This window comes from Rhodanobacter sp. B2A1Ga4 (genome assembly GCF_018101315.1).
In the GTDB taxonomy this organism is placed as follows: Bacteria; Pseudomonadota; Gammaproteobacteria; order Xanthomonadales; family Rhodanobacteraceae; genus Rhodanobacter; species Rhodanobacter thiooxydans_A.
In genome coordinates, this window is record NZ_JADBJR010000007.1 from 1 (window position 1) to 25928 (window position 25928).

A 25928-nucleotide genomic window follows, 5' to 3' on the forward strand; every position below is an offset into this window, starting at 1 on the left:
CGGGCAGGGGAGCGCCGGGGTGGGGGCGCTCTTGTTCGTACCCGTCAGCCTGGGCAACCCCCTCCCAACCTCCCCCTGCGCGCAGGGGGAGGAGCCAAGAAAACGGAGCCTCACGTGACCAGCCCCATCGAAGCAAAGCAGCAGCAAGTCGAAACCCTGATGCGGCTGGCGCCGGTGATCCCGGTGGTGATCATCGAGGACGCCCGCAACGCCGTGCCGATGGCACGCGCGCTGGTCGCCGGCGGCATCCCGACGATCGAAGTCACCCTGCGCACGCCTGCGGCACTGGACGCGATCCGCGCGATCGCTGCCGAGGTGGAAGGCGCCGTGGTCGGCTGCGGCACCGCGCTGACTGCACGCGACCTCGAAGCCGCGCAGCAGGCTGGCGCCCGTTTCGCCGTGTCCCCTGGCACCTCGCCGCGCCTGCTCGACGCCGCCGACGACAGCGCACTGCCGCTGTTGCCGGGCGTGGCCACCGCCAGCGAGGCGATGGCGCTGCTCGAACGCGGCTACCGCCACCTGAAGTTCTTCCCGGCGGTACCGGCCGGCGGCACCAAACTGCTAGGCGCCTGGGCCAGTCCGCTGCCGCAGATCCGCTTCTGCCCCACCGGCGGCATCAGCCTGAGCAGCGCGCCTGATTTCCTCGCCCTGCCGAATGTGCTGTGCGTGGGCGGCTCCTGGCTCACGCCCGCCGACAAGCTCGCCAGCGGCGACTGGGCCTGCATCGAACGGCTGGCGCGCGAGGCGGCTGGCTTGCGCGGAAACCCACCGCCCGCGCGATAACGGGTAAGGTGCCCTGCTGCACATGCCCGCCGATCCCGCGGCGGGCCAGGCCAGGACTGACTACTTGAACATCGGACCGCTCGCGCTCTCGTCCGGCCTGCTGGCCTTGCTGTTCGGCATCATCGCCGCGCTCGCCAGCGCCGGCTTCCTGCATCGGCGCGGTCATGCCGACGCCGGCAACGCGCTGTACCTGGCACTCGGCATCGGCCTGCTCGCCGCGCGCGCCGCCTACGTGGCCGGCTGGTGGCCGCAGTACATGCAGCAGCCACTGAGCATCCTGAACATCCGCGACCACGGCTTCGACCCGATCGTCGGCGCGCTCGGGCTGCTGGGGGCAGCGGCGGCGATCGGCTGGCGCCGGCCACCGTTGCGCCGGCCGCTGGCTGCCGGCGTGGCGGTCGGCGTCATGGCCTGGGCCTTCGCCGGACTGGTCGCGTACAAGCTGACCACGACCACCCATCCCGGCTTGCCGGCCCTCGTGCTGAGCGACCTGGACGGGCACGAGGTACCGCTGCAAACGCTGCGCGGCCAGCCCACCGTGATCAACCTGTGGGCCACCTGGTGCGGGCCGTGCCGGCGCGAGATGCCGGTGCTGGCCGAGGCGCAGCAAGCGACGCCACAGATCCGCTTCGTGTTCGCCGACCAGGGCGAATCGGCGGCGGCGGTGAAGCACTTCATGCAGGTGCAGCGGCTGGCGCTGCAGCACGTGCTGATCGACGGCAACCTGCAGCTGTCGAACCACTACAACGCCCGCGGCTATCCGACCACCTTGTTCCTCGATGCCGACGGCCGCCTGCGCGACATGCACATCGGCGAGCTGTCGCGCGCCACGCTGGCCGAACGGTTGCAGCGGATCCAGCCACCCACCGCGCCGGCGCCGCGCTGACCGCACCCCGCGAGCGGCTCCACCGCCTTCTGGTGACATGGTCCATGCACAACCCAGAATCCACCCGACCGAACGCCGCGACCAGCCGCACGCTCGGCCACCTTGCGCTGGTCGGCCTGCTGCTCTTCGGCATCGTCGCCGTGACCGTGCAGGTACTGCGCAACGACCTGAACTGGATCGACGCGCCGCTCAGCTTCTACCTGCTGGACGCCTACGGCCACTGGTTGCAGGCGGCATACGTCGTGCTGGCGTTGGCGCTGGCCTCGCTGGGTGCGGGTTACTACGTCGCGTTGCGGCATGGGCGCCGCAGCGCGGCGCCATGGCTGCTGTTCGTCTGCGCCGGTGCCGGCCTGTGCGTGACCGCGCTGGCGCACAGCAACCTGCCCGGCCACGCGCCCACGCTGGAAGGCTTCGTGCACGGCGTCGCAGCGCAGACGGCGTTCCTGTGCGTCAGTGTGGCGATGCTGCTGCAGTCGTGGTGGTTGCGTACCGATCCGCACTGGCGTCCGCGCTTCGCGCCGGCGTTCACGCTGGCGCTGGCCGGCTTCGCGGGAATCTGGACAGACGCGCTGTGGCACGGCATGCCGCGCGGACTGGAGCAGCGGCTGGTGATCGCGCTGATCCTGGCGTGGCTGCTGCTGGCGGCGAACTGGCTGCGGCGCCACCGCGCCGCCTGAAAAAACGCCTTACACCGTTTCGGCATCCAGCCGCGCCATCACCGCGTCGGTGACGCGGGCGCAGCGCTGGCCCATGAACGGGAACGCCCCGCTCATCGTTTCGGCCAGGCTGCCGTGCAGCGACGTGCGCAACAACCGGCGCGCGCGATACAGGCGCGTTTTCACCGTCTCCGGCTTGATCGCCAGCAGGTGGGCGGTTTCCTCGACCGAGCATTCCTCCACCTCGCGCATCATGTAGACGGTGCGGAATGCCGGCGGCAGTTCATCGATGGCGTGTTCGAGCAGGTGGCGGATCTGGCTGCGGGCGGCCGCGACGGCCGGATCCTCGCTGCCGAACTTCGAGGGGAACTGGATGACCTGGTGGCTATCGTCCACCGCCGCGTCGACCTGCTCCAGGCCGACCATGGCGTGCCGTTTGCGCAGGCGCCCGCGCGCCTCGTTCAGCACGATGCTGGTCAGCCAGGTCAACAGGGTCGAGTCGCCTCGAAACGAATCCAGCTTGTGATAGGCACGCATATACGATTCCTGCAGCACGTCTTCCGCTTCCGAATCCTCGCCGAGCACGGCACGCGCCACGCGGAACAGCCGCTGGTTGCAGCGCTGCATGATGTGGCGGAACGCCTCGCGATGACCGTCGCGGACCAGCGCCACCAGCGCGTGATCGTCCAGCGCGGCGACATCGACGGGTGAAACATGGGCATGGGCTGACATGGTTTTCTCCTTTTACACCTGATCCGATGCATTGGGGCGACTTGAGGTTCCCGGGTCAGCGCCTGTGAAGAAAACCACTTCCTGTGGTTTTCTTCTATCGCGAGTCCGGTACACGCCCGGACTCGCTCACGCGAATCAGGCACTTGCGTGCCCGATCCGCGACCGGCCATCCCTGGTCGGCCTGAGAGGTTGAATGGCCACAACCTCTTAGCCGGCCAGCGTCGCCAGGATCTCCTGCCGCCGCGGCTGATGCGCGAATTCGCCGAGCAGGCGCCGGGTCTGCATCGACACCCCGTGCAGGCGCACGCCGCGCGAGGACAGGCACTCGTGGCTGGCCTCTACGATTACCGCCACGCCGCGCGGCTGCAGCACCTTGGCCAGCGTGTCGGCGATCTCCACGGTGAGCCGCTCCTGGATCTGCAGGCGCCGGCCGAACGCCTCGACCAGCCGCGCCAGTTTGGAGATGCCGACCACGCGCTGGTTCGGCAGGTAGGCGATGTGCACTACGCCGCGGATCGCCGCCAGGTGGTGTTCGCAAGTCGACTGCAGCGGGATGTCGCGCAGGATGACCAGCTCGTCGTAGCCGCCGACTTCGCCGAAGGTGCGGCTGAGCAGGCTGGCCGGGTCCTGCCGGTAGCCGGCAAACCATTCCTCGTACGCACGCACCACGCGCGCCGGGGTGGCCAGCAGGCCTTCGCGCGCGGGGTCGTCGCCGGCCCAGCGGATCAGCGTGCGCACCGCCGCCTCGGCCTCGGCGCGGGTCGGCTGCGGGGTTTCGGCCGCGGCGGGCAGCACGGCGGGCTGGGCAAAAGCCTGGTCGAGATCGAGCATCGGAGAGCTTCTCTGGTGGTGGTCAAGCATCGGATGAGCTGGCGGTGTCCGAGGTTCCCGCCGGCGCCGCCGATTTACCCGGAACCTCTCGCGGGCTGATCGCATCCCATGCGCACCGGTACGTCTACAACGCGCATCCGCTCGCTGGCGCTACCCATCTGAAGGAGTGATCACCATGAACAAGACTGTCTTCGCCCTCGCCCTTGCGCTCGCCTTCGGCGGCATCACCGCCGTGCAGGCGCAGCAAGCTCCGGCCACCCCCGCGCACAGCATGTACGCCTCGCAGATGAACTGGTTCGGCGGCGTCACCTACAGCGGTGCGCCCGCGCTGAACGTCACCGCCGCCCTGGTCGAGGCTGGTGGTGGCGCCAGCCACTTCGACTTCGCCACGGCGCTGGTTTCGATGCTGGGCCAGGACACCGTCAACGCCGAAGTGGCCAAGCTCACCAAGCAGTACGGCAAGACCGCCACCGACAACTTCATCGCCGGCATGACCTTCGCCGTCAATGACGGCCTGAAGCGCGCCACCGAAGCGGGCGTGAAACTGCCGGCGGCGCCGGCGGACCTGAAGGGCGCCAAGCTGGCCAGCACGCTGGTGACCGCCGGCACCACCGCCGATGGCACCTGGTGGTCGGGCTATCTGTTCGACAAGGCCCTGTCGCATGGCATCCACGTGCAGGTGATGCAGGACATCGACGCGAAGTTCGGCCATGGCGCCGACGAAAACACCCACAAGATCCTCAACCAGGCGATGTACGACGTGGCGCAGGCACTGAAGGCGAAGGGCGTGAAGCTGGCTTCGCTGCACTGAGCCGGTTCGTCCGACAACACTGTCCCGGGCACCCTGCGCTGTACCTGACGCGGGGTGCCCGATGGCTCAGGCCACTTCCTGCCAGTTGAAGTACCGTCGGTCGGCGATGTCCAGCAGGTCAAGATCCTCGCTGGTGTCGCCGTAGGCGTATACGCAGTCGAAGTCGCCGGGGTCGTACTGTTGCAGCACCCGCCGTGGCTTCTCGGCGCCCACGCACTGGCTTCCACGATAGCGACCGCTGCAGCGGCCATCGACCACTTCCAGCTCCGAGCAGATCAGCGCCAGCCCGTGCCGGCGGCACCAGTGCTGCAGATAGGCGTCAAGCCCGCCGGAGACGACTACCACCACGTCACCCTGCGCCTTGTGCCAGGCGATGCGTTCCATTGCCTGTTCGCGCAACACGCCGGGCAGCACCTCGCGCGCAAACCGCTCCCCCGCGTCATCCAGTCGCGCCATGGGCTCGTCGCGAAAACCGAAGCGCACCACGTGCGAGCGGATCGCGTTGCTGGAAACCAGGCCGAGCTTGTAGCCGATCACCACCGGCGCCAGCAGCCACTTGCCGGCGGCCAGCCGCCGCGGCGTCACCGCGAAATGCATGAAGTCGGCAAACATCTCGCGGGTGGTGATGGTGCCGTCGAAATCGAACAGCGCAAGATTCATGCGTCGATGCGTCCTTTCGTCATCGGTAGTTCCTTCCTGCCCACGCCAGCCATGACGCTCTTTGCGGGCCGCGTGCACCGGCCCGCATGCCTCACGACATAAGCACGGCGGGCCATGACGCCCGATCAGTGCGCCGACTCGTCCTTCACCGGCTTCACGTACGTCTCGAATAGCTCATCGATGCGCCGGTATTCGTCGTACCAGGAATCGGCGTGCACGAAGCCGTGGCGCTCCAGCGGATACAGCGACATCCAGAAGTTCTTCTTGTGCAGCTCGATGAAGCGCTGGTACAGGCGGATCGAATCCTCGGCCAGCACGTTGTCGTCGATCAGGCCGTGCTGGATCAGCAGCGGGTCCTGCAGCTTGTCGGCGTACTCGATCGGCGAGCTGGTCTTGAACGCTTCCGGATCGAGCTGCGGGTCGTTGAGGATGTCCGAGGTGTATTCGTGGTTGTACAGCGTCCAGTCGCTGACCGGGCGCAGTGCGGCGCCGGCGGCGAATTCGCCGGGCGCACGCAGCAGCGCCATCTCGGTCATGAAGCCGCCGTAGCTGCCGCCGTAGATGCCCACGCGCTTCGGATCGACGTGGTGGTTCTGCACCAGCCAGGCCTTGCCGTCGAGCAGGTCCTCCAGTTCCGGGTGGCCCATCTGGCGGTAGATCGCGGTGCGCCAGGCGCGGCCGTAGCCTTCGGAGGCGCGGTAGTCCATGTCCAGCACCACGTAGCCCTGCTGCACCAGCAGGTTGTGGAACATCTGCTCGCGGAAGTAGTTCGACCACGACAGCGTGACGTTCTGCAGGTAGCCGGCACCATGCACGAAGATCACCGCCGGTTTCGGCGATGCATCCTCGCTGGCCGGGCCGTAGTACTTCGCGTAGATGGTGCCCGCGCCGTGCGAGGACTTCACCTCGACGATCTTCGGCGCGATCCAGTCGTGCGCGGTGAACGCGGGCTTCATGGTGTCGGTCAGTTCACGGGGCGTGCCGCCGGCGGACGGCTGGACGGCCAATTGCGACAATACGTACGGCGCGGAATGCAGCACGGCGAGCTGCGTGCCGTCGGGCGACAGCGCGAAGTCGTCCATGCCCTGGTAGTTCGTCACGCGCGCCAGCTCGCCGCCGGTAACCGGCAGGCGGTAGACGTCATAGCTGTACGGTGCCACCTGGTTCGTGCGCAGGTAGAACCACTGGCCGTCCGCGCTGAGCTGCGGGTGGCTCACCTCGAACTGGCCCGCGGTCAGCGCCTTCGCCTTGCCGTCGAGCGGCTTGACGTAGAGCTGCGACCAGCCGGTCTGCTCGCTCAGGTACCACAGCGTGCGGCCGTCCTTCAGCCAGCCGAAATCGTTGAAGTTCCAGTTGATCCACGCCGGGTCGGTCAACCGCTGCTGCGGCACCAGCGCGTGCTTGGTAAAATCCACGCTGGTGAGCCAGCGGTCCTTGTTGTCGATCGCGCGCAGCTGGATGGCGAGCTGGCGACCGTCGTCGCTCCACACGATGCCGCCGCCACCGCCGTCGTCGGCACTGCCGATGATGCGCACAGCACGCCGTTCCGGCGCCTTCAGCGCCTTGGCCTGGTCGGCCTTGCCGGCCTTCTGCAGCGCGGCGACAGCGCGCGCGCGCAGGTCCTTCAGCGGGTCGTCCTTGATCCCGGGCAGCGTGTCGGTGGCCAGCGGGTAGGACTGGTGGCCGGCCAGGTCGAGCAGCAGCAGCGACTGCGGCGCCGGATCGTTGCGGCCCACGTACACGCGTGCTTCCTGCGGTTCGAGGTAGCCGGAGTCGGTGACGTAATGGGCGAGCGTCGGCGCCGTGCCGGCGGCGTAGCCTTTCGGCGCGGTGACCAGCAGCAGCCAGCGGCCATCCGGCGACAGTTCGCTGTCGACCAGGGTGATCTTGTCGCCGAGGAAGAACGGCAGCGGTGCGCGGCCCGGGTCGGCGGCGGCCAGCGCCTGGTCCTCGTCGCGCTTCGCCTGCTTGTCGGCCTTGAGCTGGCGCAGCGTCTTGAACAATGCCAGCTGCCGCTCGCCCAGCGCGTCGGGCTGCTTCGCCTGCGGGTCGTCGGCGAATTTCAGCACCGCCGCGAGCGCGGTGACGCCGCTGGCCAGGTCGTGGCTGTACCAGTCGTTGCCGTCGCGGAACTGCAGCGCGCGACCATCGGCGGAAAAGCGCGGCGCGGATTCGCCCTGCGGCGTGCGAGTGAGCTGGCTGCGCCGGCCGCTTTGCAGATCCACCACGAACACGTCGCCGTGCAGGATGAAGGCGGCATGCCGGTGCGCGCGGTCGAACACCGCCGGGCCGTCGGCCTGCGCCAGCGCGGCCGGATCGAGCTTCGCGCCATGCCCCGTCGTCGGGTCGACCCGATACAGGTCGCGCAGCGGGCTGCCGTCGCGCTTCAGCGAGTAGTACAGGCTGCGGCCGTCCACGCTCCAGTACGGCGACTCCACCGCCTGGCCGATCCAGTCGGGGTTGGCCATCACGGTGTCCAGGTTGAGCGGCGTCGATGCCGGCGTGGCGAGCGCTGCCAGCGGCGCGGCGGTGAAGGCGACAAGGGTAGCCAGCAGCAATCGACGCATGGATTCTTCCCGGGCAAAAAAGCCAGCATAGCCGAGCGCGCCGGCGATCCGCCGCCACCCCTGCCGAAAGTCAGCGGCCGGCGGCTGCAGCGGCGGCGACGCATTGCTACTCTGCTCGCTGCCACGTCTTCCCATGGAACCTTCGCCATGCGCCTCGCGCCTCTCGCCGCCACCCTGCTGCTCGCCGCCGGCGCCACCATCGCAGCCCAGCTGCCGCCCGTGAATCCGTCGACGAAGCCGCCGCGCGAGCTGGCGCTGATCGGCGAATCGCAGCCGTTGCCCCCGCCCACGCCGCGGCAGGCCGCGTCCAGCGAGTTCCACGGCGTCAGCGTCGCCGATCCGTACCGCTGGCTGGAGAACCCCGCCGACCCGGCGGTGTGGCAATGGATAACCGCGCAGAATGCGTACACCGAGGCGGCCATGGCCGCGATGCCGCAGGGCAAGGCGCTCACCGCGCGGGTGCAGCAGCTGGCGATCACCTCGACCACACGCTCCGGCCCGATGCTGGCCGGCGGCACGCTGTTCTACCTGCAGCAGACCCCGCCGCAACCCCAGCCGGTGCTGATCGCGCAGGCGTGGCCGGATGGCGCGGTGAAGGTGCTGGTGGACCCGAACGCCGACCACGGCGGCACCGCGATCACCGCCTACTGGCCGTCGCCGCACGGGCGCTACCTCGCCTACGGCACCGCCGAGGGCGGCAGCGAACTGACCACCATCCGCGTGCTCGACGTGGCCAGCGGCAAGACCCTGCCCGACACCCTGCCCTGGGCTGGCGGCGGCACCACCCCGCAGGGCCTGGCCTGGGACGCCGACGAGCGTGGCTTCAGCTACGTGCGCTTCGCGCCGCCGGCAGCCGGCCAGGAAGTGGAACAGTTCCACGCCACGCTGGTGCACCACGCGCTCGGCGAGGCCGCCGCGGTGGATCGCGTGGTGTTCGGCCAGGGCTACGCGAAAACCGCAGAATACGTGCTGGTGAACTCGCCGGCCACCGCACAGGCTGCGGTGCTCGCCTACGACGGTGACGGCGGCCCGGCCGAGGTGTTCCTGCAGCATGGCGATCGCTTCACTCGCGTGCTCGACCGCGGCGCCAACGTGCGCACCGTCGCCTGGGTGAATGGACGTCTATACGCCGCCGCGTTCCGCGATGCGCCGCGCGGCAAGGTCGTGGCCATCGGCGAAGACGGCAAGGCGGTGCCGGTGCTGGCCGAGCGCGAGGGTGCGATCCAGCAGATCGCCCCGCTCGGCGACGGCTTCCTGGTGGTGCGCAGCTGGGGTCCGGACTGGTGGGTCGAGCAGTACGGCGCCGGCGCGAAATTCGTGCGCCGCCTGCCGCTGCCGGAACACGGCATCGGCATCGGTGACATCGCCTCCGAATCCGGCCAGCCGAAGGCGCTGATCAGCTACAGCGGCTGGACCACGCCCGCGCGCTGGGCCGAATACGACGGCACCAGCGGCACGCTGAAGACCGTATTCGAGGTCAAGCCTGCCGCCGACTATTCCAAGGTGGTCGCGCAGCGCATCGAAGGCACCTCGAAGGACGGCACCAGGATCCCGGTAACCGTGCTGTCGCTGCCCGGCACCACGGCGAACGGCAAGCGGCCCACCATCCTGTACAGCTACGGCGGTTTTGACCTGCCGGTGAAACCCGGCTTCATCGGTCCGAACCTGGCCTGGCTGGAACGCGGCGGCGTGCTCGCCTACGCCAACATCCGCGGCGGCAACGAGAACGGCCAGGCCTGGCACGCGCAGGGCCAGAAGCTCGACAAGCAGAATGTGTTCGACGACTTCCACGCCGCGGCGCTGGCGCTGATCCACGCGCGCTGGACCGACCGCGCCCATCTCGGCATCCTGGGCGGCAGCAACGGCGGCCTGCTGATGGGCACGCAGATCGTGCAGCACCCCGGTGACTACCGCGCGGTGGTGGCACGCGTCGGCATCTACGACATGCTGCGACACGAGACCGATTTCGCCAACGGCCCGTACAACATCCCCGAATACGGCAGCATCGCGGACCCGGCCCAGTTCAAGGCCACCCTGGCCTATTCGCCGCTGCAGCACGTGCAGGCGAACACCGCCTACCCGGCGGTGCTGCTCACCACCGGCGAGAACGACCCGCGCGTGGCGCCGTGGCAATCGCGCAAGTTCGCCGCTGCGCTGCAGAACGCCAGCTCCTCGACGCGTCCGATCCTGCTGCTCACCCGCATGAACGCCGGCCACGGCATCGGCGCCCCCTTCAGCCAGCGCGTCGGCGACACCGCGATCGGGCTAACTTTCTTCGCGCACGAGTTGGGGCTGGACGTCGCGCGCTGACGACACTGTTACCCGCCTCGTACGTGCGGCATGCTGGCTGCGCGTGCGGCGCGAGGGTGCCGGTATCCACGGGGGAGAAGATGGCGATGAAAAGCGTCGTGTGCTGTACCGGTGTCATGCTGCTGGCTTGTGCGTTGCCGGTACAGGCAGCCGACAGCCAGACCCAGACCTACGTCATCGGCGCCGAAGTAAGCGCACTGGGTGAACTGACAAAGACGCAACCGGAACTCGGGGTTACCAAACCGATCGCCGCTGTGCTGGACATGGCGCTCAAGCATTGGCGATTTGTGCCCGCGCAAAAGGATGGGAGAGCCGTTCCCGTACATACCTTCATCACGGCCGCGCTGGAGTCGGTTTTCGATGCCGATGGCAAGTACACGCTGACGGTCAGGTATATCAGCCAGGGGCCCAAGTGGGAGCACTCCGGCTTTCCGCTTTATTCTCCGGAGGCCATGCAGATCCACGCGCAAGGCAGCGTCGAGGCTACAGCCGAGCTTCAGGCGGACGGCAAGTTGATTATCAAGGATTCGCGCACTTCCGCCACAGGTCGTGGCGGCAGGTTGCTGGTCCACGGTGTCGACGATGCACTTCTGCACGATCGGTTTACCCCGGAAACGCTGGACGGAACGCCGGTCTCCGCGCATCTGCGCACCCGCGTCGTGTTCACTCCGGACACGCGCCATACGGGCACGACGACCTACTGCAAGGGGCATCCCGGCACCATCCCGATCTGGTGCAACGAAAGCCAGGCTGACAATTCACCCCCGACAGCCGCGGATCGCGATTTCCTGGAACAAACGGGTTTTGTCGTGGGCATCGAAGCCAACCGGACCTGGCGCCCGGGAATTTCGAGCGTGCTGCAGCCGAGCATGATCAATCCGATAACCATGCATCTCTGACCCACCGGTTCGTCCCGATCAAGTCGATACGGCGGCATGAACGCCGACCGCGGCATCGGCACATCGGTTACCTCGCGTGTCGTCGTTGAGGCATCATGGTGGCTCGCGCGGCGCGGGGACGCTGGCGATGCCTTGGAAGGAGATCCGATGAAAACTGCCATGCTCAGCGCCGCCCTGCTCGCGCTGGTGTGCGTCTTGCCGGCGCACGCTGCCGAGAAGCGCGAACAGATTTTTGCCGTTGGCGTCGACGTGGATGCAACCGGGCACATTACTGCCACCCAGGTCACCACCGATGTGCCCGCATCGATCGCCGCCGTGCTGTCTTCCGCGGTGAAACAGTGGCAGTTCGTGCCGGCGACACTCGGCGGCCGGCCGGTACAGGCGCATACCTTCGTCTACACCAGACTGCAGGCATCGCCAAACGCGAGCGGTCGATACGATCTGCGCATCAGCTTCATGGGCAACGGCCCCCGCATCGTCAACCGGACACCGCCGCGATACCCTGAAGACGCGTTGCGCAGACGTCAGGCGGCGCTCCTCATCCTCGAAGCCACCGTGCAACCCGACGGCCATTTGACCGGCATGAAAGTGAGCAACAAGTTTGCGGACTGGCCTGTGCTGCCGTCGTTCAAGGTTGCCGTACTGACGGCCGCCAAACAGTGGCATGCCATCCCGGAGCAGGTCGATGGCCACCCCGTGGCAACGCGACTGCGCATGCCGTTCACCTTTACCATCAATGGCCAGACGTACACCGCGCAACAAATCCGGATCCTGCGCGAAGCCGCGCACATGGACGCCGCGACAGCGGGCGCGAAGACCGCCCAGCCCGACATCCCGCTGCCATCGGAGCAGGAGGTTGCACTGGACAGTCCGCTGCAGCCACATGCCGTCGCCACTATCATCAGCGCCCCCTGACCCCACCGAGCACCGCATGCCCCTGCCCACCGTCGAACGCGAAACCGGCTCCTCGCCCCGCCACAGCATCCTCTGGCTGCACGGCCTCGGTGCGGACGGCAACGACTTCGCGCCGATCGTGCCGGAGCTGGTCGATCCGGCGTGGCCGGCGCTGCGCTTCGTGTTTCCGCATGCGCCGGTGCGGCCGGTGACGATCAACAACGGCATGTCGATGCGCGCGTGGTACGACATCATCGGCTTCGATGCGCGCGCACGGCAGGACGAGGCCGGCATCCGCACCTCGATCGCCGCGGTGGAGACGCTGATCGCGCGCGAGCACGAGCGCGGCGTGCCGAGCGAGCGGATCATCCTCGCCGGCTTCTCGCAGGGCGGTGCGATCGCCCTGGCCGCCGGCCTGCGCCATGCGCAAAAGCTGGCCGGCATCATCGCGCTGTCGACCTACCTGCCGATCTCGGCCACGCTCGCTGCCGAGCGCAGCGCGGCGAACGTGGCCACGCCGATCTTCTGGGGCCACGGCACAGCCGATCCGGTGGTGGTGCTGCAGCGTGGCACCGACTCGCGCGACACGCTGCAGGCGCTGGGCCATGCGGTGGAATGGCATACCTACCCGATGGCCCACGCCGTCTGCGCCGAAGAGATCGACGACCTGCGTCACTGGCTGGGCCTGCGCCTGGCGTAACTGCACCTGTGCTGCGGCATACTTGCCGCATGCGCGAACCCACGCCCAAGCGCGGCCTGCGCGGCCGTACCGAGCAAAGCCCACTACCGGATTTCTGCCAGCTGCCGGCGCTGTTCGCGCTGCTCGTGGTGGGCGCGCTGACGGTGACCGTGATGTGGCTGGCGCACGACGAGCCGCGTGACTGGTCCGCCTACAGCGTCGGCATGCTGTTCACGACCCTGCTGGGCATGGTGGTGGCGGTGACCTTGTGCGCACTGCGCCCCTGGCTGCAGCGCCTGCCCGGGCACCTGCCGTATGTCGGCGCCTGGCTGCTGATCCTGCTGCTGGTGCTGGCCGGCAGCATCGCGGCACACTGGTTCGATGGCGTACTGCAGATGTACCTGGTGCGCGGCAGCCTGCCCGTGTTCGCGCGCGACAACGTGCTGATCGCCGCCCTGCTCGGCGCCGCGATGCTGCGTTACTTCTACGTGCTGGCGCAGTGGCAGGCGCGGCTGGCCGCGGTCGCCCGCGCCCAGGTCGAGGCGCTGCAGGCGCGCATCCGCCCGCACTTCCTGTTCAACAGCATGAACACCGTGGCCGCGCTGATCCGGGTCGACCCCGACGCCGCCGAGCGCACGGTGGAAGACCTCTCCGAACTGTTCCGCGCCGCGCTGGGCCAGCACGACAGTGCCGACGGCACGCTAGGCGAGGAGTTGGCGCTGGTCGAACGCTACCTGGCGATCGAGCAGCTGCGCCTGGGCGCGCGCCTGCGCGTGCGTCGCGAACTGGACGAGCTGCCGCGGGATTTCCCGCTGCCGCGCCTGCTGCTGCAGCCGCTGGTGGAGAACGCGGTGCGCCACGGCATCCAGCCGCTGCGCGAAGGCGGCGAGATGAGCCTGCGCGGCTGGCGCGACGGCAACGGCGTGCGCATCGAGATCATCAACCCGCTGCCGGCCAACCCACCTGCCGCCGGCAACGGCCATGGCCTGGACAGCGTGCGCCGGCGCGTCGCCTACCGCTACGGGCCGCTGGCGAAAGTGCAAGCCGGCGCGCAGGGCGAACACTTCGTGGTGCAGCTGCAACTGCCGCGAGGGTCGGCCTGATGCGCGTGCTGGTGGTCGACGACGAACCGCTGGCGCGCGCTCGCCTGGCCGCGCTGCTGGGCGAATGCGCCGGCATGGAAGTCGTCGGCAACGTCGGCGACGGCGAGGCTGCGCTGGCTGCACTCGACGAACTACAGCCGGACGCGCTGCTGCTGGACATCAACATGCCCGGCACCGACGGCGTGGCGTTGGCGCAGCGCCTGGCCGGCCGCACTCGGCCGCAGGTGATCTTCTGCACCGCCTACGAAGCGCACGCGTTGAAGGCGTTCGAGCTGGGCGCGGTCGACTACCTGCTCAAGCCGGTGCGGCTGGAACGCCTGCGCGACGCGCTGCAGCGCGCGCAACGCCGTCTCGCCGACACCCCGCGCGAACCGGCCGCGTACCTGAGCGGCCGGCTGCGCGGCGAACAGGTGCGTATCGCACTGGACGAAGTGATCTGCCTGCTCGCCGACGAGAAATACGTGGTGGTGCAACACCGCCGCGGCGAACTGCTGATCGAGGATTCGTTGCGCCAGCTGGAAGAAACCTACCCCGACCAGCTGGTCCGCCTGCACCGCAACTGCCTCGTCCCCCCACCGCGCCTGCTCGGCCTGAAAACCCTCGCCGACGGCCGCGTGCTGGCCCGCCTCGACGGCAGCGAGCTCAATCCCGAAATCAGCCGGCGTAATTTGCCGGCGGTAAGGAAGTTGCTGCGGCTGGGATGAGTGCAGCCATCGTCAAACCCTGCAGGCAAGCCAGAGCGACAATTTCTATTACCGCGACTTATGGGTACCGAGAACGGACATCTCGATCAGTTCGCCGCGCAGCGAAGCAACCCCGTGCACCAATGCAGCAGATTGAATTTATACAAGCCCCACTCCGCTTGACGACTAACGATCAAAAGCCGAGTATCCAGTTCATGCGCTCCACCCCGAGGCCAAGCAAGCGCGTGCCAATTCACAACGCTTGTAGGGGAAGCTTATGACTTATTCAATCTGTCTTCATATCCAGCGAATCAGTGGCCGCGCAAGCAGAAACCCACTGATTTATCTACGTTAGGTGCGCCGGAGCCGCAAGATCGTATTTCATTATCAGGGGGATTAATCGTGTTCTACAAATGTTTGGTTGGCCTATCGCTGATACTTGTACTCGGCTCGTGTTCGAAGTCTCTGAGTCCCGAACAACAGGCCCAAGTAAAATCGCTTACTCATGAGCTAAGCGAAACGGATACTGCACTCTCAAGTGCGGTCGCAACAGATGCACAATATAGCGGTGGCGCGGTTAAAGCTTTGACTACGCTACGCGTCCAATTACTTCAAATCAACAAAGCACTATTACAGCAACGAATTTCGGCCATCGAGTCCGGAGCGCCGATGACCGTCAAGGTCAACACCAGCAAGCCAGATACTGAACGCGCCAACTTACTTGCAAGCGAGATTGCAGCACAGGAAACAAAGGCGGCTGCAGCGCAGGTTAAGGCCGACAGCGCGGGTGGTGGACTCATTGGCGCAATGGCACAAATGGAAACGGCTACCGAACAGAATACGCTTGCTCTACTTAGGCAGCAGTATCTGATCGCCAAGTATGGCTTGGCCCCGCTCACAGTTACACCTCGTGACGATGCACGGGCCGAAGCCAGCGGTCAAGCCGCGCCTACAACAAATCCGGAAGCAGCAACATCGGATAACGACAAGATTCAATTTGAAATTATCAAGCCAGTTCTCTTGAGCAAGAGGTTCGCAACGCAGGACTATCAGGATTATATCTGGTTCAATATCCAGTTTGATCCTATAGGTTTAGACAAACCAACTCGTGCCATAAAGGGCACTCTTATCTTAACTGATTTGTTTGGCGAACAAAAATTCGCGCTTAATTGGACGATTGACAAGCCAATGAAGCCGGGCGAAACATATACAGAGAACGGCTCTGGATTTGATTACAACAAGTTTGTTGACTCGCATCAATGGGTACTGGCAACCGATCTAAAGAATATGAGAGCCAAGTTCCGCGTTGATAGCATCTTGTACGCGGACGACACGAGACGAGACTTCTGATCAAAGGCACTGATCAAAGGGTGATCAAAGGGGACGGAGGTAATTAATTTTGGATGGTTACCTCCGTCCTTTTTTCGAGATCAGAGATCGCATACGCTGGAATTCCGAAGTGTGGCGCGTGAGTGGACAGATCACTGGTGCGCATAAGCGTGATATCGAGTACGAAGGCTCACCCGTGCCACTGCCGCGAGGCCGATCCGCAAAAAGATCGGTGTCAGGCTCCCCTATCTGGGCATCTTCGACAGGGTGTGCGCACCAGCTAGCCGGGCCCGGAAGTTCCGCAGCCGCACGGAACTTCCCTGCACCCGGCGTGGACGCGACATATGCGTCAATGGTCGGTGGAAACGAACGAGGAGCCACCATGAACCACCCCTTCAAAGTCGGCGACCACGTGCGCTGGAATTCGGAAGCGGGTTACGTGACCGGCCGGATCACCAAGGTGCATACGCGCGACACCGAGTACAAGGGCCATCTGCGCCACTGCAGCGAGGCCGATCCGCAGTACGAGATCAAGAGCGACAAGACCGATCACATCGCCATGCACAAGGGCGCGGCGCTGCACAAGATCGACTGAGATGCCCGACAACCCCGCCACGATCTGGACGATCGGCCACTCCACCCGCACGCTGCAGGAATTCCTTGGGCTGCTGGGCGAATACTGCATCGAGGCGATCGCCGACGTGCGCCGCTTTCCCGGTTCGCGCCGCTACCCGTACTTCGCCAGCGACGCGCTGGCCGCCACGCTGCCCGCGCACGGCATCGCCTACCAGTGGATCCCCAGACTCGGCGGTCGCCGCAAGGTGCAGCCGGGTTCGCCGAACACGGCGTGGCGCAACGCCTCGTTCCAGGGTTACGCCGACTACACCGCCACCGCGGAGTTCGCCGCGGGCCTGGCCGAACTGCTGACGCTGGCCACCGGCAAGCGCACGGCGATGATGTGCGCCGAGGCGGTGTGGTGGCGTTGCCACCGCTCGATCATTGCCGACGTGCTGAAGCTGCGCGGGATCGAGGTGGTCCACATCATCGACGCCGCGCACGCGACCGTGCATCCGTACACGTCCCCGGCACGCGTCGTGGATGGGCACCTGAGTTATGCACCAGCGCAGGACGCGCTGCTGTAGGCAGGCGGATCAGCGCAGCGGCTCGGTCGCGGTGTCGCCGCTGCAATGGATGGGCTGGCCGCTCTTGCCGAGCGCCTGGCTGAAACTCGAACCGCTGCGGTCGATGACCAGGCCACCGGCGCACTGCTGATCGGGGCCCAAGCGGTAGCTGGCCTGCACCCGCAGCGCTTCCTGCCGCTGCCGTTCCGCACGCCTGGCCTGCGCTGCCTGATACTGCGCGGCTTCCTCGCCGACCTGTCGATAGGTCGTGGCCAGCTCCTCGCGCCGGCGTTCGAGCGTCGCCGTCAGGCGGGCGCTGCGCAGCTCGGCCTGGGCCCTGGCCTGTTGCGCCTGCAACTCGGCATGCTGCGCGAGATCGCGGGTGAGCTCGTCAGCGTGACGCGCGGCCAGGTACAGGGAGAGTCCATGCCCGGCAAGCACCACGGCGACCAGACCGGCCACGACGCCTCCCACCTTCCATGACAATGGCACGGCCATCGTGTCCACCTCCTGCAAGACCGTCGAAAACCCCGGGTGATCCAGCTTCGCGGCGCCGCGCCGCGGATCGGCCGGGCGAGTCTAGCAGGGAGTTTCCGGACGCCTTGCCGGCCCGCGTCACACATCGTCCGGACCGGCCCGGCCCGGTTGGCATGGCGTCAACCATGACGGACGAAGGTCCGCATGGTCTGTCCCGACATCGTGCGAAACACCACGGGGCGCGGGGCGCCCGCATCGCCGGCGATGAACTCGAAGTGCTCGTCATCCAGCGTATAGCTGCCGGGCAAGGGCTTGCCCTGGTCCGCGCCAATGGCATCGATCCAGGTGATCGACTTCGGCCGGGTTGATGCGTCCATGACGAACTCGCCTTCCAGCAACAAGTGGCCTTGGATGGTGCGCACGCTGAAATGCGTTCCGGCGATCGTGGTCAGCGCACCCGCCCCGCCGTGCTCATCCGGCGGATCCACCACGCCATCGGCTTCCATGCGGACCTGTCTCCACACACCTTGCAGCCGTGCCAAGTCGAGCCCGGAATCGCCGGGCGCCAAGTCATCCGATCGTTGCGACATGTCCATCCTTGCATGAGTGGTCGGCGAGCTTGGCAGCGGCGCGTTGCTCCTCCGCGCGTTGGCTGCCGCCATCGCGCGTAGCGGTTGCACGCCGGCCAAGAGCGCTCAGCGCCCGCGCGGCGTGCCGACGCCTACTCCTTCTTGATGGCATGCCCGCCGAACTCGTTGCGCAACGACGCCAGCAATTTGTCGGCGAACGAATCGCTGTCGCGCGAGCGGAAGCGCTCCATCAGCGACAGCGTGATCACCGGGGCGGAGACGTTGAGTTCCAGCGCGGCGTTCACGGTCCAGCGGCCCTCGCCGGAATCGACCACGTAGGGCGCGATGCCGTCCAGGTTCGGGTTCTTGCCGAGCGCGTCGGTGGCGAGGTCGAGCAGCCAAGAGCGCACCACGCTGCCGGTGCGCCAGATCTCGCCGACCTGGTGCAGGTCGAGGCCGAACTCCTCCTTGTGCTTGAGGATCGCAAAGCCTTCGGCGTAGGCCTGCATCATGCCGTACTCGATGCCGTTGTGGACCATCTTGGTGTAGTGGCCGGAGCCGACCGGACCGACCCTGCCCCAACCCTGGTCCTTGCCCGGCGCCAGCGTCTCGAAGATCGGCCGCAGCGATTCGACGGTTTTTTCGTCGCCACCGATCATCATGCTGTAGCCCTCCTTGAGGCCCCACACGCCGCCGCTGGTGCCGCAGTCGACGTAGCCCAGGCCGTGTTCGGCGTACAGCTGCGCGCGGCGCAGGCTGTCCTTGTAGTTGGAGTTGCCGCCGTCGATCACGGTGTCGCCTTTCGCCAGCAGCGGCAGCAAGGCGTCGACGGTGTCGTCGGTGATCTTGCCGGCGGGCACCATCAGCCACACCACGCGCGGCGCCGGCAAAGCCTGGACCAGCGCCGCCAGCGAGGCCACCGGCGCGATGCCGACCGCTTCGGCGGCCTTGCGCGCATCTGCATTCGGGTCGAAGCCGCTGACCTTGTGGCCGCCGCGCACCAGCCGTTCGGCCATGTTGGCGCCCATGCGCCCGAGACCCACCATGCCAAGTTCCATCATGTTTGCTCCGTAGCAGTAGAAGAAAGGATCAGGACACCTGCTTGTTCGCGGCATCCAGCCAGCCGCCATCGAAACCGGCGCGGCGCAGGCCGTCGACGATGGCGCGGCAGCCGCGCATCAGTTGCCAGGGCATGCCGCTGCGATGGTTCTCCACCATCAGCACGATCGGGCCGAGGTTGAGGCCGAAGAAGTACGGCGAGACCCAGCAACCCGGCGACTGGCCGGGCTGGTCGGCCCAGGTCTGGTTGAAGCTGGCCCGGAAGCCGTAGGGATGCGCGTCGTGCAGCTGCAGCATGTCGATGAAGTGGTGCAGGGTCGGCAGCACGATCTCCGGCGCGAACGGCAGCGAGGCCACCACCGCCCACGGCGCCAGTGTGCCGTCGTCGATGCCGTACGGCGCGCCGCGACCGACGTAATCGTGAAACTGGCGCTCGATGCCGTCGATCTTCAGCGTGGCCGGGCCCGGTCCGTCGCAGGCGGTGATGCCCCAGCAATGCTCGCCGTAGCCCTTGAAGCCGAGCGGATTGTCGATCGCGTAGCGTTGCTGGACCTGGGTGGCGCGGCGGCTGTTCTCGAAGTAGTCGATGCCCTTGTCGCGCATGAACGCATCGCGGATGCCGCGGAAGTCGATCCATGCCTGCGACAGCTGGTGGGTGAACAGCGGGGCGCAGTACAGGTAGTCGATGTCGTAGCAGCGCTTCCACTCGTAGGTGGACGACCAGGCGGCATACGCGCTCGGCGGCAACGGATGCGTGGGCGAGCCGAGCGCCAGCACGTACAGCAGCAGGCCCTCGTCGTAACCCTGCCAACGGTGCGGGATGAAACCGCTTTCCGGGTGCCAGCCGTGGCCGAGGGTGCCGTCGGCGGCCTGCGCCCACGGCCACTCCGCGCGCTGGTAGAGGAAGTTCGCGGTGTCGCGGATTTCCTTCTGCTCGGCGGTGTCCTCGTCGAAGTACGCGGCGGCGGCGAGCATGCCGGCGAACAGCAGGGCGCTGTCCACGGTGGACAGTTCGCACTGCCACGCGCGCCGGCCGGTCTGCATGTCGAGGAAGTGGTAGTAGAAGCCGCGATAACCGCTGGCCTCGGGCTGCTCGCCCTGCGTGCTGTCGCGGAAGAAGCGCAGCGTGGCCAGCGTGCGCTTGATCGCGGCATCGCGGCCCAGCAGCCCGCGCTCCACCGCCACCGGGTAGCAGCTCAGCGCCAGCCCGGTGGCGGCGATGCTGGCCGGCCAGTCCGGCGCGGTCTTGTCGGAGACCAGGCCGTTCTGCAGGTTCGTCTCGTACTGGAAGTAGGCGAACGCCTTGTTCTGCAGGTGCTGCAGCAGCGGGCCCGCTTCGCGTGGTTGGCTGAGTGGGTGGGAACGCATGGATCTCGTGATCTGTCGCGGTGATGGCAGCAGGGCACCGGAGATGCTGCGCCTGGAGGTCGCTGTCGATACCGCAGGCATCCTACTCCGCGACATGGTGAAACGCAGGTTGACGTCATGCATGCCGCGACCGGCGCATGCTGGATTTTTGCTGTCGCCGACTGGAGTCATCATGCCCTCGCCCGTACCCCGCACGCTCGACACGCCGCCACGCTGTCTGCTCTCCAACGGCCGCTACAGCGTGATGCTGGGCGCGAATGGCGCCGGCTTCAGCCGCTGGCGCGGCCTGGCGGTGACGCGCTGGCGCGAGGATCCGGTCGGTGACGGCTGGGGCAGCTACCTGCTGTTGCGCGACGAGGATGACGGTGAAACCTGGTCCGCCAGCCGGCAGCCGTATGGCACGCACAGACCGGACGACGTGGTCGCGTTCGACGCGGGTTGCGCCTGTTTCAGCCGGCGCCACCACAGCGTGCACAGCATGCTGGAAGTGGCGGTGGCCGCCGAGGCCGACATCGAACTGCGCCGGCTCACCTTGAGCAACCACGGCGACCGCACGCGCACGCTGTCGCTGACTTCGTACGCCGAGCTGGTGCTCGGTCCGATCGGCGCCGACGACGCGCACCCGGCGTTTTCCAAAATGTTCGTGCAGACCGAGTGGGACGCCACGCGCGGCATGCTGCTGGCCACGCGGCGCCGGCGCGACAGCAGCGAGGCCGAAGTGTGGGCCGCGCAGGCGCTGCAGATCGCCGGGGACGGTGGCGGCGACGCCGGCAAATGTGAAACTGATCGCGCGCGCTTCCTCGGTCGCCTGTGCACGCTGCGTGACGCGCAGGCGATGCAGCCGGGAGCCGCGTTGTCGAACACTGTCGGCTGCGTGCTCGATCCGGTGTTTGGCCTGCGTCGGCACTTCACGCTGGCGCCCGACAGCAGCGTGACCCTGCTGCTGTGGACGCAGCTGGCCGATTCGCGCGACGGCGCCATGGCGCTGGCCACGCAGCTCGGCGATACAGCCGCCGCTGAGCGGCTGTTCGACGGCGCCGCGCAACAGGCCGACGCGGAGCGCCGACGGCTCGGCATCGGCGCCGCGCAGGCGGCGCGATTCGCCCACTGGATGAGCGCGCTGCTGTACAACGATCCGCGCCAGCGCGCGGCAGCCGATACGCTGGCGCGCGGCCACGGCGGTGCGCCGATACTGTGGTCCGCCGGCATCTCCGGCGACCGGCCGATCCTCCTGTTGCGCCTCGGCGAAGCCGACGACCTGGCGCGCGTGAACGAGGTGCTGCAGGCACAGCAGTACTGGCGCAGCCAGCAACTGGCCGTCGACGTGGTGTTGCTGCACGCCGCCAGCGACGCGCAGCAGGCCGCGCTCGATCCGCTGGTGAGTGCACAGCAGGCGCGCCTGAAAACCGGTGACCGGCTGCCCAAGGCCGAACTGTTCGCGTTGCGCGACGACGCGATCGGCGAGGATCTGCGCAACGGCCTGCTGACGGTGGCGCGCGTGGTGCTGGGTGGAACACAATCCGCGCTGATTACGGCCGCATCGACGCCTGCGCCCGCCGCGCCAGCGGCGATCCGCGCGACCGCCACCGCAGCCGCCGTCACCGCCCGCGCCGAGACACCGGAATTCGCCAACGGCCACGGCGGCTTCGTCGATGGCGGCCGCGCCTACCGGATCGAACTCGACGAACAGCGCCCCACGCCCGCGCCGTGGGTGAACGTGATCGCGAACCCCGCGTTCGGCTGCATGCTGTCGGCCGAGGGCGGCGGTTATGCGTGGTCGCTCAACAGCCAGCAGAATCCGCTGACGCCGTGGCCGAACGACCCGGTCAGCGACAGCCCGCACGACGTGCTGTACCTGCGCGACGAGGACACCGGCGTGCTGTGGAGCGCCACCGCGCTGCCGATCCGCGTGGCCGGCGCACACTACGCGGCCACCCACGGCAAGGGCTGGACACGCTTCGAGAGCGACGCGCACGGCATCGAACTGGAGCTGTTGCAGTGCGTGCCGACGGGCGACCCGCTCAAGCTGTCGCGCTTGCGCCTGTGCAATCGCTCGCCGCGCACGCGGCGGCTGTCGGTGACCGGCTACGTCGCATGGGCGCTGGGCACGAACGGCAGCACGCCGGCGCCGTTCGTGGTCACGTCGCGCGACGAACGCACCGGCGCCTTGTTCGCGCGCAACCGCTGGCGGCCCGACTTCGGCGACCGCGTGGCGTTCATCGACCTGGCCGGGCCCGCGCATTCGATGAGCGGCGACCGCCATGACTTCCTGGGGCCGCTCGGCACGGTCGCGCTGCCGCTCGCGCTGCGCGACGGGACGCCGCTGTCGGGCCGCCTCGGTGCCGGACTGGAGCCCTGCGGCGCAGTGCAGGTGCGCATCGAACTGCCGCCAGACACGCAGCTCGACCTGCGGCTCCTGCTCGGCGAGGCCGACGACGAGGCCGCCGCGCAGGCGCTGGTCGAGAAATACCGCGCGGACGATATCGATGGCGTGCTCGCCGACATCGCCGCGCAGTGGAATGGCCTGCTCGATGCCGTGCAGGTACGCACGCCCGACCGCGCGCTGGACATCCTGCTCAACGACTGGCTGCTGTACCAGGTCGCCGGTTGCCGGCTGTGGGCGCGCACTGCCTACTACCAGGCCAGCGGCGCCTACGGTTTCCGCGACCAGCTGCAGGACGTGATGGCGCTGTGCGTGAGCCGCCCCGATCTCGCCCGCGAACACCTGCTGCGCGCCGCCGGCCGCCAGTTCGCCGAAGGCGACGTGCAGCACTGGTGGCTGCCGCCGCGCGGCCAGGGCATCCGCACGAAAGTCAGCGATGACCGTCTCTGGCTGGCGTACGTGGCCATGCATTACGTCGAGGTGAGCGGCGACGCCGCCGTGCTGGACGAAGCGCTGCCGTTCCTCGCCGGCCAGCCGATACCCGACGGCGCCACCGACGCGTTCTTCCAGCCCGAGCGCTCCGACCGGCAAGCCAGCGTGTACGAGCACTGCGCGCTCGCGATCGACACCAGCCTCACCCACGGCGCGCACGGCCTGCCGCTGATCGGCACCGGCGACTGGAACGACGGCATGAACGCGGTCGGCGCCGAGGGGCGCGGCGAGAGCAGTTGGCTCGGCTGGTTCCTGCTCGCCACGATCGCCGCGCTGGCGCCGTACGCCGAACGACGCGGCGAGAAGGAGCGCGCGCAGCGCTGGCGCGGCCATGCCGACGCGCTGCGTGCCGCGCTGGAGCGGGCGTGGGACGGCCAGTGGTACCGCCGCGGCTACTACGACGACGGCGCGCCGCTGGGCTCGCACGAAAGCGACGAGTGCCGCATCGACACCATCGCGCAATCGTGGAGCGTGCTGGCCGGCATCGCCGGGCGCGCGCACGCGGTGCAGGCGATGGGCGCGGTCGATCGCCTGCTGATCGATCACGACAACCGCATCGCCCGCCTGTTCACCCCGCCGTTCGACCGCAGCCGCGAGAACCCCGGCTACATCAAGGGCTACCCGCCCGGCGTGCGCGAGAACGGCGGACAGTACACGCACGGTGCGGTCTGGTCGATCTTCGCCTGGGCCGGTCTCGGCGACGGCGACCGCGCCGGCGCCCTGTTCGACCTGCTCAACCCGATCCGCCACGGCGACAGTCCTGCCGCGATCGAGCGCTACAAGGTGGAACCCTACGTCGCCTGCGCGGACGTCTATTCGGTGGCGCCGCACGTCGGCCGCGGCGGCTGGACCTGGTACACCGGCTCCGCCGGCTGGCTGTATCGCGCCGGGCTGGAGGCGTTGCTCGGCTTTCAGCTGCATGGCGACCGGCTGCGCATCGAGCCGTGCATTCCGAAGGTCTGGCCGGGCTTCCGGCTCGACTACCGCCACCGCGGCGGACGGCACGTCACCGGCTACGCGATCGAGGTGGAGAACCCGCAGCGGGTTTGCCGTGGCGTGGCGCAGGTTGAATTGGACGGCCAAACGCTGGCCGCCGGCGAGGATGTGCCGCTGGCCGATGACGGCGGGACACACCGGCTGCGCATCGTGCTCGGCTGACGTCCTCCTGCGAGAAATGTCGCGAGAACAGCGAGGCGCACGAGGTGCGAGGGATTCACCCCCCGCGCCGAGTACGCGAGGCACCAAGCTTGCGGGTCAGCGTGTTGCGGCCCACACCCAACGCCTGCGCCGCGTTCTGGCGGTGCCCTTCGTGCGCCTGCAGCGCAGCCTGCAGCAAGGTCTGGTCGAGCGCCGCGCGGGCGCGCGCGTGGATGTCCGCCTCGCCATCGGCCAGCGCCTGCGAGGCCCACTCGCGCAGCGCATCGGTCCACTCGCCGCCGCGTGCTGCTTCGGCGCTGCTGCCGAGGTCGGCCGGCAGGATTTCGCTGCCGGGCGCGATCACCGCCAGCCGGCGGCAAAGGTTTTCCAGCTCGCGCACGTTGCCGGGGTAGTCGCGCTGGGCAACCAGTTTCAGCGCGGCCTTCGAGTAGCGCTTCGGCGGCAGCTTCAGCTCCTGTGCGGTGGCGGCGAGGAAGTGGCGGGCCAGCAGCGGGATGTCGCTGCGGCGCTCGCGCAGCGCGGGGAGATGGATGCGCACCACGTCGAGGCGATGCATCAGGTCGGCGCGGAACGCTCCGGCGGCGACGCGCGCGGCGAGATCCTGGTGGGTGGCGGCGACGATGCGCACATTGCAGCGGATCAGCTCGCGCCCGCCCACGCGGTAGAACTCGCCGCCGGCCAGCACACGCAGCAGGCGCGTCTGCAGGATCAGCGGCATGTCGCCGATCTCATCGAGGAACAACGTGCCGCCCTCGGCCTGCTCGAAGCGGCCGGCGACGCGGCGGGTGGCGCCGGTGAACGCGCCAGCCTCGTGGCCGAACAGCTCGCTCTCCAGCAACTCCGACGGAATCGCCGCGGTGTTCAGCGCCACGAAGGGCTTGTCACGGCGCGCGCTTTCCTCATGCAGCGCGCGCGCCACCAGCTCCTTGCCGGTGCCGGTCTCGCCGGTGACCAGCACGTTGAGGTCGCTGGCGGCGACCCGCCCGATCAGGCGGAACACCTCGCGCATCGGCGCGCTCTCGCCCAGCAGCGCATGGTTCGGCGCGAGCGCCGGGCCGGCGGACACTGCCGGCGCGGCCACGCTGGCCAGCGCACGCTGCACCGCAGCCACCGCCTGGTCGAGGTCGAACGGCTTGGCCAGGTAATCGACCGCACCGGCGCGATACGCCGCCGCCGTGGTGGCCACGTCGGTGTATGCGCTCATCACGATCACCGGGCCGATGCCATGCGCCTGCAGCTCGCCGAGCAGGCCCAACCCGTCCTCGCCCGGCATGCGCACGTCAGTGAGCAGCAGCGCGGGGTGCGTGTCCCGCAGCGCCGCGCGCACGGCGGCCACCGCATCGAACTCGCGCAGCGCGAGGCCGGCGTCACGCAGCGCCTCGGCCAGCACGAAGCGCACGCCACGGTCGTCGTCGAGTATCCAGATTTCTTCGGTCATGGCGTGTCTCTGCGGGCTCCTCCCCCTGCAGCGCAGGGGG

The 25928-nt window shown here is 68.0% G+C and carries 23 protein-coding genes; 14 read left to right on the top strand and 9 right to left on the bottom strand.

Features of this window, described 5'->3' with window-relative positions; genetic code table 11:
* Positions 1–114 precede the first annotated feature (114 nt).
* The 3 genes from eda to IMW82_RS16610 all read left to right on the top strand — a co-directional run bounded on the left by eda (position 115) and on the right by IMW82_RS16610 (position 2346).
* Positions 115–783, top strand: a complete 669-nt coding sequence (eda, locus tag IMW82_RS16600) for a bifunctional 4-hydroxy-2-oxoglutarate aldolase/2-dehydro-3-deoxy-phosphogluconate aldolase (protein ID WP_211005389.1) — start codon at positions 115–117, stop codon at positions 781–783.
* A gap of 64 nt (positions 784–847) precedes the next feature.
* Complete coding sequence (locus IMW82_RS16605) at positions 848–1669, top strand: TlpA disulfide reductase family protein (protein ID WP_211005390.1); 822 nt, start codon at positions 848–850, stop codon at positions 1667–1669.
* A gap of 44 nt (positions 1670–1713) precedes the next feature.
* A complete protein-coding gene (locus IMW82_RS16610) occupies positions 1714–2346 on the top strand; it encodes a DUF998 domain-containing protein (RefSeq protein WP_211005391.1) in 633 nt (210 codons plus the stop codon).
* Positions 2347–2355: 9 nt separating this feature from the next.
* Here the strand turns inward: IMW82_RS16610 and IMW82_RS16615 are convergent, their stop codons facing one another.
* Together IMW82_RS16615 and folE are read right to left on the bottom strand one after the other, a co-directional pair.
* Positions 2356–3057: an RNA polymerase sigma factor gene (locus tag IMW82_RS16615; RefSeq protein ID WP_108472205.1), complete on the bottom strand. Its 702-nt coding sequence runs from the start codon at positions 3055–3057 to the stop codon at positions 2356–2358.
* Between the two features lie 207 nt (positions 3058–3264).
* Positions 3265–3888: a GTP cyclohydrolase I FolE gene (folE, locus tag IMW82_RS16620; protein WP_211005392.1), complete on the bottom strand. Its 624-nt coding sequence runs from the start codon at positions 3886–3888 to the stop codon at positions 3265–3267.
* A gap of 175 nt (positions 3889–4063) precedes the next feature.
* On the opposite strand from folE, the gene IMW82_RS16625 reads away from it, so the two are divergent.
* Complete coding sequence (locus tag IMW82_RS16625) at positions 4064–4699, top strand: hypothetical protein (RefSeq protein ID WP_108472268.1); 636 nt, start codon at positions 4064–4066, stop codon at positions 4697–4699.
* A gap of 66 nt (positions 4700–4765) precedes the next feature.
* On the opposite strand, the gene IMW82_RS16630 is transcribed toward IMW82_RS16625, so the two are convergent.
* Both IMW82_RS16630 and IMW82_RS16635 read right to left on the bottom strand, forming a co-directional pair.
* Positions 4766–5359 (bottom strand): HAD family hydrolase, encoded by a 594-nt coding sequence (locus IMW82_RS16630; RefSeq protein ID WP_108472207.1) that lies wholly within the window; start codon positions 5357–5359, stop codon positions 4766–4768.
* Positions 5360–5484: 125 nt separating this feature from the next.
* Positions 5485–7926, bottom strand: a complete 2442-nt coding sequence (locus IMW82_RS16635) for a prolyl oligopeptidase family serine peptidase (protein ID WP_211005393.1) — start codon at positions 7924–7926, stop codon at positions 5485–5487.
* A 147-nt stretch (positions 7927–8073) separates the two neighbouring features.
* On the opposite strand from IMW82_RS16635, the gene IMW82_RS16640 reads away from it, so the two are divergent.
* The 9 genes from IMW82_RS16640 to IMW82_RS16680 all read left to right on the top strand — a co-directional run bounded on the left by IMW82_RS16640 (position 8074) and on the right by IMW82_RS16680 (position 16965).
* Entirely contained in the window at positions 8074–10236 is a 2163-nt protein-coding gene (locus IMW82_RS16640; protein ID WP_211005394.1) for a prolyl oligopeptidase family serine peptidase, read from the top strand.
* 86 nt (positions 10237–10322) lie between these two features.
* A complete protein-coding gene (locus tag IMW82_RS16645; protein ID WP_211005395.1) occupies positions 10323–11135 on the top strand; it encodes a hypothetical protein in 813 nt (270 codons plus the stop codon).
* Positions 11136–11171: 36 nt separating this feature from the next.
* Positions 11172–12050, top strand: a complete 879-nt coding sequence (locus IMW82_RS16650) for a TonB family protein (protein ID WP_244754406.1) — start codon at positions 11172–11174, stop codon at positions 12048–12050.
* A 16-nt stretch (positions 12051–12066) separates the two neighbouring features.
* Positions 12067–12729 carry a dienelactone hydrolase family protein gene (locus IMW82_RS16655; RefSeq protein WP_108472211.1) on the top strand — a complete coding sequence of 221 codons (663 nt, stop codon included), beginning with the start codon at positions 12067–12069 and terminating at the stop codon, positions 12727–12729.
* Between the two features lie 29 nt (positions 12730–12758).
* Entirely contained in the window at positions 12759–13811 is a 1053-nt protein-coding gene (locus IMW82_RS16660; RefSeq protein WP_108472212.1) for a histidine kinase, read from the top strand.
* On the top strand, positions 13811–14515 hold the full coding sequence (locus IMW82_RS16665; protein ID WP_108472213.1) for a LytTR family DNA-binding domain-containing protein: 705 nt from the start codon (positions 13811–13813) through the stop codon (positions 14513–14515). The genes IMW82_RS16660 and IMW82_RS16665 overlap by 1 nt, the downstream gene beginning before the upstream one ends.
* A 381-nt stretch (positions 14516–14896) precedes the next feature.
* Complete coding sequence (locus IMW82_RS16670; protein WP_159082202.1) at positions 14897–15844, top strand: hypothetical protein; 948 nt, start codon at positions 14897–14899, stop codon at positions 15842–15844.
* 361 nt (positions 15845–16205) lie between these two features.
* Entirely contained in the window at positions 16206–16418 is a 213-nt protein-coding gene (locus IMW82_RS16675; RefSeq protein WP_211005396.1) for a DUF2945 domain-containing protein, read from the top strand.
* Between the two features lies 1 nt (position 16419).
* Entirely contained in the window at positions 16420–16965 is a 546-nt protein-coding gene (locus IMW82_RS16680) for a DUF488 domain-containing protein (protein ID WP_211005397.1), read from the top strand.
* Between the two features lie 9 nt (positions 16966–16974).
* Here IMW82_RS16680 and IMW82_RS16685 read toward each other — a convergent pair whose 3' ends face one another.
* The 4 genes from IMW82_RS16685 to IMW82_RS16700 all read right to left on the bottom strand — a co-directional run bounded on the left by IMW82_RS16685 (position 16975) and on the right by IMW82_RS16700 (position 20417).
* The gene (locus IMW82_RS16685; RefSeq protein WP_345777143.1) at positions 16975–17406 is read right to left on the bottom strand and encodes a hypothetical protein; all 432 of its coding nucleotides are present in this window, start codon (positions 17404–17406) and stop codon (positions 16975–16977) included.
* A 194-nt stretch (positions 17407–17600) separates the two neighbouring features.
* On the bottom strand, positions 17601–18011 hold the full coding sequence (locus IMW82_RS16690) for a TIGR03067 domain-containing protein (RefSeq protein ID WP_211005399.1): 411 nt from the start codon (positions 18009–18011) through the stop codon (positions 17601–17603).
* A gap of 131 nt (positions 18012–18142) precedes the next feature.
* A complete protein-coding gene (gene gnd / locus IMW82_RS16695; RefSeq protein ID WP_211005444.1) occupies positions 18143–19048 on the bottom strand; it encodes a phosphogluconate dehydrogenase (NAD(+)-dependent, decarboxylating) in 906 nt (301 codons plus the stop codon).
* A 31-nt stretch (positions 19049–19079) separates the two neighbouring features.
* On the bottom strand, positions 19080–20417 hold the full coding sequence (locus IMW82_RS16700; protein ID WP_211005400.1) for a glucoamylase family protein: 1338 nt from the start codon (positions 20415–20417) through the stop codon (positions 19080–19082).
* Positions 20418–20589: 172 nt separating this feature from the next.
* Here IMW82_RS16700 and IMW82_RS16705 point away from each other — a divergent pair, with 172 nt between their 5' ends.
* Complete coding sequence (locus IMW82_RS16705) at positions 20590–24450, top strand: glycosyl transferase family 36 (protein WP_211005401.1); 3861 nt, start codon at positions 20590–20592, stop codon at positions 24448–24450.
* Positions 24451–24505: 55 nt separating this feature from the next.
* Here IMW82_RS16705 and ntrC read toward each other — a convergent pair whose 3' ends face one another.
* Positions 24506–25888, bottom strand: coding sequence for a nitrogen regulation protein NR(I) (gene ntrC / locus IMW82_RS16710; RefSeq protein WP_211005402.1), 1383 nt, complete (start codon positions 25886–25888; stop codon positions 24506–24508).
* Between the last annotated feature and the right edge of the window lie 40 nt (positions 25889–25928).

Coding starts and splice junctions, on each gene's coding strand:
- IMW82_RS16610 (WP_211005391.1), top strand. CDS start 1,714: ATGCACAACCCAGAATCCACCCGACCGAACGCCGCGACCAGCCGCACG.
- IMW82_RS16615 (WP_108472205.1), bottom strand. CDS start 3,057: ATGTCAGCCCATGCCCATGTTTCACCCGTCGATGTCGCCGCGCTGGAC.
- folE (WP_211005392.1), bottom strand. CDS start 3,888: ATGCTCGATCTCGACCAGGCTTTTGCCCAGCCCGCCGTGCTGCCCGCC.
- IMW82_RS16625 (WP_108472268.1), top strand. CDS start 4,064: ATGAACAAGACTGTCTTCGCCCTCGCCCTTGCGCTCGCCTTCGGCGGC.
- IMW82_RS16630 (WP_108472207.1), bottom strand. CDS start 5,359: ATGAATCTTGCGCTGTTCGATTTCGACGGCACCATCACCACCCGCGAG.
- IMW82_RS16635 (WP_211005393.1), bottom strand. CDS start 7,926: ATGCGTCGATTGCTGCTGGCTACCCTTGTCGCCTTCACCGCCGCGCCG.
- IMW82_RS16640 (WP_211005394.1), top strand. CDS start 8,074: ATGCGCCTCGCGCCTCTCGCCGCCACCCTGCTGCTCGCCGCCGGCGCC.
- IMW82_RS16645 (WP_211005395.1), top strand. CDS start 10,323: ATGAAAAGCGTCGTGTGCTGTACCGGTGTCATGCTGCTGGCTTGTGCG.
- IMW82_RS16650 (WP_244754406.1), top strand. CDS start 11,172: ATGAACGCCGACCGCGGCATCGGCACATCGGTTACCTCGCGTGTCGTC.
- IMW82_RS16655 (WP_108472211.1), top strand. CDS start 12,067: ATGCCCCTGCCCACCGTCGAACGCGAAACCGGCTCCTCGCCCCGCCAC.
- IMW82_RS16660 (WP_108472212.1), top strand. CDS start 12,759: ATGCGCGAACCCACGCCCAAGCGCGGCCTGCGCGGCCGTACCGAGCAA.
- IMW82_RS16665 (WP_108472213.1), top strand. CDS start 13,811: ATGCGCGTGCTGGTGGTCGACGACGAACCGCTGGCGCGCGCTCGCCTG.
- IMW82_RS16675 (WP_211005396.1), top strand. CDS start 16,206: ATGAACCACCCCTTCAAAGTCGGCGACCACGTGCGCTGGAATTCGGAA.
- IMW82_RS16680 (WP_211005397.1), top strand. CDS start 16,420: ATGCCCGACAACCCCGCCACGATCTGGACGATCGGCCACTCCACCCGC.
- IMW82_RS16690 (WP_211005399.1), bottom strand. CDS start 18,011: ATGTCGCAACGATCGGATGACTTGGCGCCCGGCGATTCCGGGCTCGAC.
- gnd (WP_211005444.1), bottom strand. CDS start 19,048: ATGGAACTTGGCATGGTGGGTCTCGGGCGCATGGGCGCCAACATGGCC.
- IMW82_RS16700 (WP_211005400.1), bottom strand. CDS start 20,417: ATGCGTTCCCACCCACTCAGCCAACCACGCGAAGCGGGCCCGCTGCTG.
- IMW82_RS16705 (WP_211005401.1), top strand. CDS start 20,590: ATGCCCTCGCCCGTACCCCGCACGCTCGACACGCCGCCACGCTGTCTG.
- ntrC (WP_211005402.1), bottom strand. CDS start 25,888: ATGACCGAAGAAATCTGGATACTCGACGACGACCGTGGCGTGCGCTTC.